We start from the raw sequence: 13,625 nt of genomic DNA, 5'->3' as shown, positions 1-13,625 counted from the left end.
TCGGTATTACGCAACCATGCGTTATTTTTTCTCTCTATACCTCAAGGTAATCGAGGATACCTTCAGCGGCTTTTCTGCCTTCGGCAATCGCCGTAACGACCAGATCAGATCCTCTTACCGCATCTCCGCCTGCAAAGATTTTTGGGTGGCTCGTTTGGAAAGCATTATTAGCGGCTTCGGGTGCCACAATTCGTCCGGTTGCATCAAGTTCGACGTTGAACTCAGCAAGCCAAGGCATACTGTGTGGACGGAAACCGAAAGCGAGAATCACTGCATCGGCGGCAATAACATGCTCTGACCCTGCTACAGATTGAGCTTGCTGACGACCAGCGGCATCCGCTGGGCCCATTTCGGTCCGGACCATTTTGACCCCAATCACTTTTCCACTGCCATCAATCTCTACGCCTAGCGGTTGTAAGTTAAACTGGAAATCGACCCCTTCTTCCCGCGCATTCTTCACTTCGCGGCGTGAGCCTGGCATATTGGCTTCATCACGACGATACGCACAGATAACATTCGTCGCACCTTGACGAATCGACGTTCTCACACAGTCCATCGCCGTATCGCCCCCGCCAAGTACCACGACACGCTTACCCTGCATATCGAGATAAGGTTGTTCAGCTAGGGCTTCAAAGCCCATGGTTTTACGGGTGTTGGCGATAAGGAAGGGTAATGCATCGTAAACGCCTTCAGCCTCTTCATTACTCAGGCCGCCTCGCATCGATTGGTAGGTTCCGACCCCTAGGAATACTGAGTCGTACTCATCGATAAGGCTTTGCATAGTGATATCTTGGCCAACCTCAACGTTTAGTCGGAACTCAATCCCCATCCCTTCAAATAGTTCACGACGTTTAATCATAACGTCTTTTTCAAGTTTGAAAGAAGGGATACCAAAGGTTAATAGCCCTCCAATCTCGGGATGACGATCAAAAACGGTCACGCTCACACCATTTCGCGTCAGTACGTCGGCGCAGGCAAGTCCGGCTGGACCGGCACCAATCACGGCGACACGCTTATTGACCGACTTAACATGCGACATATCGGGACGCCAGCCCATTTCCATCGCTTTATCATTGATATAACGTTCAATATTTCCAATAGTGACGGCACCGAAATCATTATTAAGCGTACAGGAGCCTTCACATAAGCGATCTTGTGGGCAGACGCGGCCACAGACCTCAGGCAGGCTATTCGTCTGATGAGAGAGCTCTGCAGCTTCAATAATGCGGCCTTCATTGGCTAACTTCAGCCAGTTGGGAATGTAGTTATGTACGGGACATTTCCATTCACAATAGGGGTTACCGCAATCTAAGCAGCGATCGGCTTGCGCCTTAACTTGCCCTTCAGAGAAGGGCTCGTAGATTTCAACAAATTCTATTTTACGGAGTTGCAGCGGTTTCTTTGGAGGATCAACGCGCTGTAAGTCAATAAATTGATACACATTCTGGCTCATTGTCACTCCTTACTGCGCCTGTACTCGTAATTCTGCCGCCGACCGGCTGCGGTGTCCAAGCAGTGCCTTCACATCACTTGACTTAGGTTTGATCAGCATAAATTTCTCTGCCCAGTTCGACCAATGCGCAAGGATCTCTTCGCCACGGCTCGACTGCGTATATTGCACGTGCTCGGTGATTAAGCCTCGCAGGTGCTCCTCATGAATAGGCAGTGAGGCGACATCAAGGACCTCGACTAACTCGCTATTCACGCGTTTGCGAAATTCACCATCTTCATCCAGAACGTATGCGAAACCACCCGTCATGCCAGCACCGAAGTTGACGCCTGTGCGACCTATAACGCAAACAACGCCACCTGTCATGTATTCACAGCCATTATCGCCAATTCCTTCGACAACGGTGATTGCACCAGAGTTACGTACTGCAAAACGTTCGCCCGCACGACCCGCAGCAAATAGTTTCCCACCCGTCGCGCCATATAAACAGGTATTGCCAGCAATAGTGGCTTCATGGCTACGGAAGGCTGACCCAATAGGAGGACGAATGGCCAAGAGGCCGCCAGCCATCCCTTTTCCAACATAGTCGTTGGCATCCCCGGTCAGGATCATTTCGAGCCCACCAGCATTCCAGACACCAAAACTTTGTCCTGCGGTACCGTTTAGGTGAACTTGAACCGGATCACTGGCTAGCCCTTGGTCGCCGTAGCGCTGGGCAATAGCACCGGATAAGGTCGCGCCAACTGAGCGATCAGTATTTTTGACATCAAAGTAAAAATGCTTACTTTGCTTAGTCTCAATGTAAGGAAGGGCCTGTTCTAACAGAGCTTTGTTAAGCGTTCCTTTATCAAAAGGTGGATTCGATTCTGTGCAATGTAATGCCTTGCCTGCAACCGGGGTTGCGGTTTCGAGCAGCGAGCCTAAATTAAGCTTTTGTTGTTTTGCCGTGAAACCGTTCAATGCAGTCAGTAAGTCAGTCCTACCAATCAGATCCGTTAAACGACTCACCCCTAAAGATGCCATGATTTCACGGGTTTCACGGGCAATGAATTCAAAGTAGTTGGTCACTTTGAACGGTAAACCATGATAGTGATTCTTACGTAATTTCTCGTCTTGTGTTGCAACGCCTGTCGCACAGTTATTTAGGTGACAAATACGAAGGTATTTACAGCCTAAAGCCACCATGGGTCCTGTACCAAAACCAAAGCTCTCTGCACCGAGAATTGCCGCTTTAATGATATCGAGGCCGGTTTTTAGTCCGCCATCAATTTGTAGACGGATTTTATGACGTAAACCATTGGCAACTAGCGCTTGCTGAGTTTCCACTAGACCAAGTTCCCAAGGGCAACCCGCATATTTTACCGAGGTAAGCGGGCTTGCACCGGTTCCTCCGTCGTAGCCGGCAACCGTGATTAAGTCGGCATAGGCTTTTGCTACACCGGTTGCGATTGTCCCAACGCCTGGCTCTGATACCAGTTTTACGGAAATCAGCGCCTTAGGATTCACTTGTTTAAGGTCAAAAATCAGCTGCGCCAAATCTTCAATTGAATAGATATCATGGTGAGGTGGCGGTGAAATTAGGGTTACACCGGGAACTGAATAGCGCAACCGTGCAATATAGGGGGTGACTTTATCGCCCGGTAATTGGCCGCCTTCGCCTGGCTTGGCTCCTTGCGCAACCTTAATTTGAATAACATCAGCGTTGACTAAATAGGCTGGTGTCACACCAAAACGTCCGGAAGCAACTTGTTTAATCCGAGAGACTTTGTTGGTACCGTAGCGAGCCGGATCTTCTCCGCCTTCGCCAGAGTTAGAGAAGCCACCGATGCTGTTCATCGCCTCAGCTAAAGCTTCATGGGCCTCAGGGCTGAGGGCCCCAATCGACATTGCTGCGGTATCAAAGCGTTTGAAGAGTTCAGTTGCCGGTTCAACGTCATCAATACTGATGACGTTTTCACTCGGCTTAAGCGCCAGTAAATCACGCAACGTCGCAGCAGGACGATTATTCACATGCTGGGCATAGTGGAGATAGTCGGCATATTCGCCACTCTCTACCGCACGCTGCAAGCTGTTAACGATATCGGGGTTATAAGCGTGATATTCGCCGCCGTGGACGTATTTTAATAACCCGCCTTGATCGAGAGGCTTACGGGCTAACCACGCACGTTTAGATAGATTCAACAGATCTTGTTCGAAGTCGCTGAAATTCGCACCGCCGATACGGCTGGTCACATTTTGAAAGCAGAGCTGAGTAATATCAGTGTGCAGACCCACGGCTTCGAATAATTTCGAGCAACGGTAGGAGGCAACAGTTGAAATACCCATTTTCGACATGATTTTGTATAAGCCTTTATTGATACCATTACGGTAGTTCAACATTGCTTTACGATAATCGTGGTCGATGATGCCACTGTCAGCCATTTTTGCTAAGGTTTCATAAGCCAACCATGGATAGATAGCCGTTGCGCCAAAGCCAAGCAGGACAGCAAAGTGGTGTGGATCGCGGGCCGAAGCAGTTTCGACAATGATATTGGCATCACAGCGAAGACTTTTTTCCACCAGGCGGGCTTGAACCGCCCCGACGATCATTGGGGCAGGAACAGGGAGCCTTTCTGCCGTAATATGTCTATCGGACAGTACGAGTAACACCGTACCTTCGCGAACCCTATTTTCTGCTTGATCATTTAAGCGATGGATAGCGGCCTCTAACGTCTCTTCAGCCGGATTGAACGTACAATCTATCGTATCAGCGCGGTAATATTGACTGTCTAATTGTGTCAGCTGTGAAAAATCTGAATAGAGTAAGATGGGTGATTTGAAACTCACACGATGTGCCTGGCCTTCTGCCTCACAGAAGACATTCATCTCTTGACCGATACAGGTTGCCAACGACATTACGTGACTCTCACGTAAAGGGTCGATAGGTGGGTTAGTCACTTGCGCGAATTGCTGGCGGAAATAGTCATAAATGATACGTGGACGACTGCTCAGTACGGCAAAGGGGGTATCGTCGCCCATTGAGCCTACGGCTTCTTGTCCATTTTCGCCAAGCACTCGAATGACGGTATCCAACTCTTCGCTGCTGTAGCCGAACTGTTTTTGCCAAGTGGCTAACTGTACATCATCAAGTTGACGTTTACCCACTTGGTCTTCAGGAAGCTCTTCAAAAGGGACCAAGCGCTTAACGTTTTTCTCCATCCAGGTCTTATATGGATGGCGACTTTTTAGATCATTGTCTGTTTCTGCCGAGTGCAGGATACGCCCATTACGCGTATCAATGACCATCAATTCGCCTGGGCCAACGCGGCCTTTTTCAACCACTTCATCGGGTTGATAATCCCAAATACCGACTTCAGATGCACAAGTGATGAGTTTATCTTTAGTGATCACGTAACGAGCGGGGCGTAAACCGTTACGATCAAGGTTACAGGCAGCGTAACGACCATCCGACATCACGATCCCCGCCGGCCCATCCCAAGGCTCCATATGCATGGAGTTAAAATCGAAGAAGGCACGTAAATCGGGATCCATATCTGGGTTATTTTGCCATGCGGGCGGAACCAACAAACGCATGGCACGGATCAAGTCCATCCCTCCGTTTAAAAATAGCTCCAGCATGTTATCCATCGAGCTTGAGTCTGAGCCTGTTTCATTCACAAACGGGGCGATAGTCTGCAGATCAGGAATCAATGGTGTATTAAATTTATAAGCGCGCGCTCTTGCCCATTGGCGATTACCCGCGATGGTATTGATTTCACCGTTGTGAGCCATATAACGGAATGGCTGAGCTAATGGCCAGCGCGGAACGGTATTGGTAGAAAAACGCTGGTGGAATAAGCAAATAGAAGACTCTAGGCGTAAGTCAGCCAAATCGAGATAGAATCTCGGTAGATCGGCAGGCATACACAAGCCTTTATAAATATTGACTTGGTTAGAGAGGCTACAAATATAGAATTCAGTGTCCCCTAACGCCTCCACTCGTTTTTCGATACGACGGCGCGCCATATAAAGGCGGCGTTCCATATCACGTGGGCGCCAACCAGCAGGAGCATTAATGAAAAGCTGCTCGATAACGGGTAGGGAAGAGAGGGCGACTTCGCCAAGTACATCGCGGTTAATGGGCACTTCACGCCAACCGACAACAGAGAGGGTTTCACGTAGGACTTCTTCTTCGATAATTTTACGTGAAATAGCGGCTTTTTCGGGATCATTATTGAGGAAAAGCATGCCGACGCTATAGTTACGAGCTAGCCTCCAACCTTGCGTTTCAGCAATATACCTAAAGAAGCGGTCTGGTTTTTGCAGCAACAGTCCGCATCCATCACCCGTTTTTCCATCGGCAAGAATTGCGCCTCGGTGTTGCATACGCGCGAGACCATGGATGGCCGTTCTGACAACTTTATGGCTGGGTTCGCCTTCTATATGGGCAATAAGTCCGAAGCCACAGTTATCCTTCTCAAAGGATTTATCATACAACATTGAGTCAACCTCCACGGGCTCTGCGGCCCTTTTCTTCCAGCACTTTGCTACAGGTAACGCTGCATGGGCTAGGGTAATGGTTAGGAGAGTAAATTCGCGTTAGCCCCTGTGGCGTTGGCGGACCTAAATTACGATGCCAGCAGGGAACGTTTAATTACTGAAAATTTAGCGGGAATAGTGCACTCCGCACAGATAGTTACCAGTTTAATTCCAACTTATCGGGAATTATGACCGAGGTCAAATTGATAAGGTAACAAATGTTTCATTGATGATTTTGTTGTATCATAATGATTATATTTACTTTTTATCTAATTCCATTCGATTTGCATTGTTATGGTGCAGTGGTTTTAGGTGAGCTGTATCACTATGGTGCAGCCCGAAATTGAGCTATGCATTCTGTTACATAGTAAAATATCAGTGATATATATCGATTAATCGACTTTAAAGGTATTTTTCGACTATTTTAATCATTGTAGTTTTTTTTATTTTATTCACTGTACGAATCCTGCAATGTACACAAATATTATGAATTTAAATGAAAATGATTAGCATTTAAATTCATACGCTAATCTTCTGCTTACCCCCTTTATTTTTACGCTATTATGTTAACTCCTCGACGATGGAGTGGTTATGAAACATATTCGCCTACTAGCGCAGTATTACGTTGATTTAATGGTCAAACTTGGCCTCGTTCGTTTTTCCCTTCTTCTCGCCTCCGCGTTAGTGGTATTGGCGATGATTGTGCAAATGGCGGTAACCCTTCTCCTGCATGGTCATGTCGAATCAATTGATGTCGTACGCTCTATCTTCTTTGGGTTATTAATCACGCCTTGGGCAGTATATTTTCTCTCGGTGGTGGTTGATCAACTAGAAGAGTCTCGTCAGCGCTTGGCGAGATTGGTGGATAAATTAGAAGAGATGCGTGATCGCGATTTACAGCTCAATCAACAGATGCAACAAACCATCACGCAACTTAACCAAGAAATTACTGAACGGCGTAATGCTGAACAAGCTCGTGAGCGCGCAATCCTCAAGTTAGAAGAAGAGATGGAAGGCCGGATCAAAGCGCAAACCGAGTTGGAGCAACAATCCTCATTTTTGCGTTCTTTTTTAGATGCTTCGCCCGACTTAGTGTTTTACCGCAACATTGATCGTCAATTTTCAGGTTGTAACCGTGCATTGGAGCTATTAACCGGAAAAAGTGAACAGCAACTTATTGGGTTAACCCCGCAAGATGTCTACGAGCCGGAGGCGGCGGAGAAAATCTTGGCCACCGATGAAAAAGTATTTCGTCATAATATCGCACTCACCTATGAGCAATGGCTACATTACCCTGACGGTAAAAAGTCCTGCTTTGAAGTCCGTAAGGTGCCCTATTACGACCGTATAGGTAAGCGCAACGGCTTAATGGGTTTTGGCCGAGATATTACCGAGCGTAAGCGTTACCAAGAAGCGTTAGAAAATGCTAGCCGTGATAAAACAACCTTTATCTCTACCATCAGCCATGAACTGCGAACACCATTGAACGGTATTGTCGGATTAAGCCGGATTCTATTAGATACCCAGTTAGATCATGATCAGTTGAATTATTTGAAAACCATCCATGTTTCTGCGATCACTTTGGGGAATATTTTTAACGACGTTATCGAGATGGATAAAATCGAACGTCAGAATATTAAACTGGATCGCCAGCCGATCAATTTTACAGATTTTATCGCCGATCTTGAAAATTTAGCAGGGCTCTTGGTCCAACCCAAAGGACTGATATTTACGATGCAGGCGGATGCACTCTTGCCACAAACTGTACTGACTGATGGGACCCGTCTGCGCCAGATTTTGTGGAATTTGATCAGTAATGCGGTCAAGTTCACTAAAGAAGGGGAAATCTCTATCCGTGTCAGTTATCAATCACAGCATCTTACGTTCGCAGTTCAAGATTCGGGTATAGGTATTCCTCAATCTGAACAGGACAAGATCTTTGCAATGTATTATCAAGTTGAAGATGAGCATGGTGGTAAACCGGCGACTGGAACCGGGATTGGTCTTGCGGTGTCCGCCCGTATTGCTGAAGCGATGGGAGGAAGTCTTCGCGTCGAGAGTGAACCTCACCATGGGGCATGTTTTACACTAGATGTCTGTGCACCAGAGATTGTTAGTGAAGCGTCTGAAACGCTGGAAGAAGAGGAGTGGCTATTACCGGCTCTACATATTCTACTCGTCGAAGACATTGAGCTAAATGTCGTTGTTGCGCGCTCAGTACTCGAAAATTTAGGCTGTTCCATTGAGGTGGCGATGACGGGACAACAGGCTTTAGATCTGTTCGAGCCTGATGAGTTTGATATGGTCTTACTTGATATCCAACTGCCGGATATGACGGGATTAGAGGTAGCAAGAGAGTTAAAACAACGTTTCACTGCCCAACAACTGCCTCCGCTAGTCGCATTAACCGCTAATGTTTTAAAGAATAAAAGCGAGTATCTCAATGCTGGACTTGACGGGGTATTAAGCAAGCCGCTTTCAGTCCCCGCTCTAACGGCCACGATCAAACAGTTCTGGGATCCCCATGCGAGTGAAGCTTGTGAACCGGTCACGCCACTCATGCCGGAGTCCAGCGATAAGCTCGATACAGAAATGTTAGAACAGTACTTAAGTTTAGTCGGCCCATCTCTTATTCGCGATGGGCTTGCCATGTTCGAGAAAATGATGCCGGACTATCTTGAGGTGCTCGATTCCAACATGTTGGCGCGCGATCAAAATGAGATTACTGAACAGGGGCACAAAATTAAAGGGGCAGCAGGGGCTATTGGTCTTAAGCATCTGCAGAAGGTTGCTCAACAGATACAGTCACCTGAATTACCCGCATGGTGGGATAATGTTCAAGATTGGGTAGATGAACTACACAGCAGTTGGAAGAACGATATTGAAGTATTGAAGTTGTGGTTGAGTAGACAATCTTAGAGAAAAATTACCCCGGATAAACCGGGGTGCGCGAAGATTGCGCCAACACCAGGGAAAATAAACTAAATAGCCTAAAAATTATTCGTTTTTGAGAGTAATCGCGTTGCTATTTAGTGGTATTGGGTACTGGGCACTACTGTAACAAACAAATGGTACCGATTTCTAGAAAACATTAGCATAAGTAATGCATTTAATGTGAAAACGGCTGAAAAAGCATTTTTGAGCACTATTTGTTAGATACTCAAGCCTTGCTAATGCCTAATAACCTTATACTATCAAGGGATATACAAGGTAGGCAACTCTTTTCACCTAAGAATGACGAGTATTTTCAAGGTTAAACCTTTTAAGCTTAGAAAATAGATATATTTTGCTAATGATTTTAAGCATTGAAATATAAAATTTATAAAAACAGTTAACCTTTCTCAGCGAAATGATCGGCAAACGCTCTCTTTTGATGAAGTAGATCAGAATATGAGCTGTAAGGTTACTAAATTGTTAATTGAAAGTGTACCAAATGAACTTCCCATTGGCGACATTTAATTCAATATGCTTAAACTTTCCTCATATTTTGCAGATTGTCTCTCTACAGGCGGTTGATTCATGCATCGATGGAATCGTTCCCTTTTTTCCAATGTGAAAGTTGATGGCAGGGATACCTCGAAGAACCGCTAATCTTTTATAATGGGTCAATTGGAAATTGACGACTCCCTGCTAGGACGACCGTAGACAATGAAATCAAAACGTACAACAAGGTTAAGTTCGATAAAAAAGGCCTTACTTCGATGCTGTCTGGCCTGCATAGGGCTCTGGTTATTAGCTGTTTTATTATGGACTTTTCTTCCGGTACCTTTCTCCGCCGTGATGGCTGAGCGACAAATCGGTGCTTGGGCATCAGGGAACTTTGCATACCGTGCGCATTCTGATTGGGTAGGTATCGATGAAATATCTCCTTGGATGTCTTTAGCCGTTATTGCGTCCGAAGATCAGCGTTTTACTGAGCATTGGGGGATCGATATTGGGGCAGTCAAAACGGTGTTGACGCAGCAAGGAGAGACTCATTTACGTGGGGCTTCAACATTATCACAACAGACGGCCAAAAATATGTTTCTGTGGGAGGGTCGAAGTTGGATGCGTAAAGCGATAGAAGCCGGTATGACCCTCGGTATTGAGGCGATTTGGCGTAAAAAGCGAATTCTCACCGTGTATCTTAATGTGGCTGAATTCGGTCCAGGAATATTTGGGGTGGAAGCCGCTTCGCAAGCATATTTCCATAAGCCGGCTAGGCAACTGACAGAAGGGCAAGCCGCTCTACTCGCTGCAGTACTCCCTTCACCTTTGCGCTATAAAGCACAAACCCCTTCACGCTATATACAAATGAGACAGCAATGGATTATGCGTCAAATGCACCAACTGGGTGGGCAGTCTTTTTTAACACAGCATCATCTTAACTAAAAGGGTTACTCTTCGTCGAACCTTGAGGCGAAGAGTTCTACGACGGCCTGCAGGGCTTCAGCTTCTTGTGGGCCACTGGCTTCAACCTCAATCTTACCTCCTTTGGCTGAATCCAACATCAGTAGGGCAATGACACTGTTTGCTTCAGCCTCGGTACCCGCCTCGTTTCGCAATAGGACGTCAGCATCAAAGCTCTGAACTAATTCAAACAGCTTCATTGCAGGACGCGCATGCATGCCCAACTTATTTTGAATTGAAACAGTTTGCTTAACGGTCATGGTTTTTCTTTTCCAAGGTACGATGTCGACGTTGAACATTTTTACCGCGAGAGGCAAAGTAATCGGCGAGTTGTTCGGCAATATAGACGGAGCGGTGTTTTCCTCCGGTACAGCCTATTGCTACAGTAAGGTAGCTACGGTTGTTCCGTTCCAGCATCGGTAGCCATAATTCTAGATAGCTACGCGTTTGGTAAATGAACTGATGGACATCCGTATGGCGTTCCAAAAACTGGCAGACAGGACGGTCCAATCCAGTCATCGGGCGAAGTTTTGCATCCCAGTGAGGGTTAGGAAGGAATCTTACATCGAACACATAATCTGCATCGACGGGTAAACCATACTTAAAGCCAAAGGATTCAAACACGATAGTGAGGTCTCGCTCAGGCTTGCCTGAAAGCCTAGTGCGTAACATCTCAGCGAGTTCATGGACCGACATTTCTGACGTGTCGACAACAAGATCGGCTCTGGACCGTAAAGGTTCGAGCAGCTCGGACTCGTGTTGAATGGCATCTTCCAGCGAGAGATTACGCGCGGTTAAAGGGTGCAGTCGGCGGGTATCGCTATAGCGACGGATCAACGTATTGGTATTGGCATCAAAGAACAGAAGTTGAGGAGAAAATTCCAACTCGAGCCGATCTAATACGGCTTCAAATAGCTGCGGCGACTCTGGCATATTCCTGATATCGATACTCACCGCAGCAGAAATCTCTCTTTTGGCTAAGGTTGCCGCAAGTCCCGGTAAGAGTTCAACGGGGAGGTTATCGACGCAATAGAACCCCATATCCTCTAATGCGCGTAGCGCAACCGATTTACCCGAGCCGGAACGACCGCTGACGATCATCAGTGCCATGACTTTTTTCTCCTGCGAACCTTTACGAGTCAATCTGGGTTAGGGGTTATAACTCTTCATCTTCCACACCGCCCATCAAAATTTGATAGAGCATATCATCGCTCTCGGCTTGACGAAGTTGTCTACAGACGGCTTTATTCGCTAGGCGTTTAGCGATTAACGATAGTGTATGACGATGTATTTTGCACTGTCCTGCAGGAACCAATAGTGCAAAAAGCAGATCGACGGGTTGATTATCCACAGCATCAAAAGCAATGGGGTGTTCGAGCTTAATAAAAACGCCGATTGAGCGTAACGTATCTTGCTCAAGTTTACCGTGAGGAATGGCGATCCCACCACCAATTCCAGTACTCCCCATCTTTTCACGATTGAGAATCGTTTCAAAGATAAGTTGATGAGGCAGATTAAGCTGGCTCGCCGCAATCTCGCTAATTATCTCTAACGCTCGTTTTTTACTTTGGCAGTTAACATTATTGCGTGTGCAATCAAGCGTTAGCACATTACCTAATTCTAAAGGGAGGTCGCTATTCATAGTATTCACTTGCTGACGGTTTGACGATGAGCCAGACACATACACCGTGGTTAATGACGATCATTGATTGGCCTGCATGGTAACAGAACACTTAATGCAGGCAAATAATTTACATAGCTAAGATCACTATGCGCTTTTTATAAACGTTGCGCAATATGCTTAGACTAATCGTTTCCGCTGATTTGAGGGAGGGATAGTCAAGGATTCACGGTATTTTGCAACAGTTCGGCGGGCGACAATAATCCCTTGGTCAGACAGTAAGGTGGTCAGTCGACTATCACTGAGTGGCTTAGCCGGGTTTTCGTCGGCAATAAAGCGTTTGACTAGCGCTCGAATGGCCGTCGATGAGGCTTCTCCACCATTATCCGTATTGACATGGCTTGAGAAGAAATATTTAAGCTCGAATATGCCTCGGGGGCTGTGTAAAAATTTCTGTGTAGTGACTCGCGAAATTGTCGACTCATGCATCTCTATAACTTCGGCAATATCGGCTAATACCATCGGACGCATATGCTCTTCTCCTAGCTCAAAGAAAGCTTGCTGCTGTTCGACAATACAACGAGAGACTTTAAGTAGGGTCTCGTTACGACTTTCCACACTTTTAATTAACCAACGGGCTTCTTGTAGGTGGCTACGGATAAATTGATTATCAATCTCGTTAGTGGATCCGCCACTCATTGATGCGTAGTGCTGATTGATTCCTAGGCGCGGTAGGCTGTCCGAGTTGAGGTCGACTTCCCATTTTTTGCCAATTTTTTTGACCAATACATCAGGGATAACGTAGTCTGACTCGCCGGTGTTTACCGACTGACCTGGACGAGGATCCAGTGATTGAATCAGTTGCATAGTCCCTTTCAGTACCTCCTCTTTTAACCGGGTTACCCGCATCAAACCTCTAAAATCGTGATTGGCGAGGAGGTCGAGGTGTTGTTGAATAATACTACGCGCTTCAACGAGGTAAGGTGTATCGGCTGAGAATTGTGATAACTGTATCAGTAGACTCTCTTGTAGGTTGCGTGCGCCAACGCCGATCGGATCAAAGTGTTGGACACGTTTTAAAACTGCCTCGACCTCTTCAATATCACAGTCATCGATACCCAAGCTTTCTAAGATATCGTCAAGTGGAAGGGTGAGATATCCAGTAGTATCAATAGCATCAATAATCGAGGTGGCTATCGCGCGGTCTGTTTCGGTAAAAGGTGTTAGTTCTGCTTGCCACGTCAGGTAATCTTGAAGAGATTGTGTGGTTTCACCTTGGTACACGGGCAGTTCATCTTGATGATAATCATTCCCTGTACCGGAAGGGGTGCCCGCGGTATAGATAGAATCCCATTCGGTATCAAGAGGAAGTTCAGATGGCATATCATGCTGCTCTAAAGCTTCACGCGTATCGAGCGAGGCACTTTCTGAATCTTCTACCGCATCAATCTCCGAGAGAGAGTCGGTTTGCTCAAGCAATGGATTACTCTCTAAGGCGAGTTGCAGTTCTTGTTGCAGCTCAAGAGTAGAGAGCTGCAGCAAGCGAATCGCCTGCTGCAGCTGTGGAGTCATCGCCAGCTGCTGGCTGAGTCTGAATTGCAGACTTTGTTTCATCATCATAGACCCAATTGCCAGAAAGTAAAAAAA

At 46.5% G+C, this 13,625-nt stretch carries 8 protein-coding genes; 2 read left to right on the top strand and 6 right to left on the bottom strand.

The features are described 5' to 3' along the window. Window positions 1–34 precede the first annotated feature (34 nt). Both HH682_RS09440 and gltB read right to left on the bottom strand, forming a co-directional pair. Complete coding sequence (locus HH682_RS09440) at window positions 35–1,453, bottom strand: FAD-dependent oxidoreductase (RefSeq protein ID WP_214237319.1); 1,419 nt, start codon at window positions 1,451–1,453, stop codon at window positions 35–37. Between the two features lie 9 nt (window positions 1,454–1,462). Continuing rightward, complete coding sequence (gene gltB / locus HH682_RS09435; RefSeq protein ID WP_214237318.1) at window positions 1,463–5,929, bottom strand: glutamate synthase large subunit; 4,467 nt, start codon at window positions 5,927–5,929, stop codon at window positions 1,463–1,465. 630 nt (window positions 5,930–6,559) lie between these two features. On the opposite strand from gltB, the gene arcB reads away from it, so the two are divergent. Both arcB and mtgA read left to right on the top strand, forming a co-directional pair. Next, complete coding sequence (gene arcB / locus HH682_RS09430) at window positions 6,560–8,887, top strand: aerobic respiration two-component sensor histidine kinase ArcB (RefSeq protein WP_214237317.1); 2,328 nt, start codon at window positions 6,560–6,562, stop codon at window positions 8,885–8,887. 729 nt (window positions 8,888–9,616) lie between these two features. Continuing rightward, window positions 9,617–10,339, top strand: coding sequence for a monofunctional biosynthetic peptidoglycan transglycosylase (gene mtgA, locus HH682_RS09425; RefSeq protein ID WP_214237316.1), 723 nt, complete (start codon window positions 9,617–9,619; stop codon window positions 10,337–10,339). A 5-nt stretch (window positions 10,340–10,344) separates the two neighbouring features. Here mtgA and npr read toward each other — a convergent pair whose 3' ends face one another. The 4 genes from npr to rpoN form a co-directional block, all read right to left on the bottom strand. After that, on the bottom strand, window positions 10,345–10,617 hold the full coding sequence (gene npr, locus HH682_RS09420) for a PTS phosphocarrier protein NPr (protein WP_214237315.1): 273 nt from the start codon (window positions 10,615–10,617) through the stop codon (window positions 10,345–10,347). After that, a complete protein-coding gene (gene rapZ / locus HH682_RS09415; protein WP_214237314.1) occupies window positions 10,607–11,467 on the bottom strand; it encodes an RNase adapter RapZ in 861 nt (286 codons plus the stop codon). The genes npr and rapZ overlap by 11 nt, the downstream gene beginning before the upstream one ends. Window positions 11,468–11,513: 46 nt before the next feature. Further along, window positions 11,514–11,999: a PTS IIA-like nitrogen regulatory protein PtsN gene (gene ptsN, locus HH682_RS09410; RefSeq protein WP_214237313.1), complete on the bottom strand. Its 486-nt coding sequence runs from the start codon at window positions 11,997–11,999 to the stop codon at window positions 11,514–11,516. Between the two features lie 159 nt (window positions 12,000–12,158). Next, a complete protein-coding gene (rpoN, locus tag HH682_RS09405) occupies window positions 12,159–13,592 on the bottom strand; it encodes an RNA polymerase factor sigma-54 (protein WP_214237366.1) in 1,434 nt (477 codons plus the stop codon). Between the last annotated feature and the right edge of the window lie 33 nt (window positions 13,593–13,625).

Origin of the sequence: Rosenbergiella gaditana (assembly GCF_018494065.1) — a bacterium.
GTDB lineage: Bacteria > Pseudomonadota > Gammaproteobacteria > Enterobacterales > Enterobacteriaceae > Rosenbergiella > Rosenbergiella gaditana.
This window is presented reverse-complemented; position numbering and strand designations above follow the sequence as displayed.

What these genes read in the sequence shown, in the direction of transcription:
- HH682_RS09440 (WP_214237319.1), bottom strand. Translation starts at nt 1,453, where the DNA reads ATGAGCCAGAATGTGTATCAATTTATTGACTTACAGCGCGTTGATCCT.
- gltB (WP_214237318.1), bottom strand. Translation starts at nt 5,929, where the DNA reads ATGTTGTATGATAAATCCTTTGAGAAGGATAACTGTGGCTTCGGACTT.
- arcB (WP_214237317.1), top strand. Translation starts at nt 6,560, where the DNA reads ATGAAACATATTCGCCTACTAGCGCAGTATTACGTTGATTTAATGGTC.
- mtgA (WP_214237316.1), top strand. Translation starts at nt 9,617, where the DNA reads ATGAAATCAAAACGTACAACAAGGTTAAGTTCGATAAAAAAGGCCTTA.
- npr (WP_214237315.1), bottom strand. Translation starts at nt 10,617, where the DNA reads ATGACCGTTAAGCAAACTGTTTCAATTCAAAATAAGTTGGGCATGCAT.
- rapZ (WP_214237314.1), bottom strand. Translation starts at nt 11,467, where the DNA reads ATGGCACTGATGATCGTCAGCGGTCGTTCCGGCTCGGGTAAATCGGTT.
- ptsN (WP_214237313.1), bottom strand. Translation starts at nt 11,999, where the DNA reads ATGAATAGCGACCTCCCTTTAGAATTAGGTAATGTGCTAACGCTTGAT.
- rpoN (WP_214237366.1), bottom strand. Translation starts at nt 13,592, where the DNA reads ATGAAACAAAGTCTGCAATTCAGACTCAGCCAGCAGCTGGCGATGACT.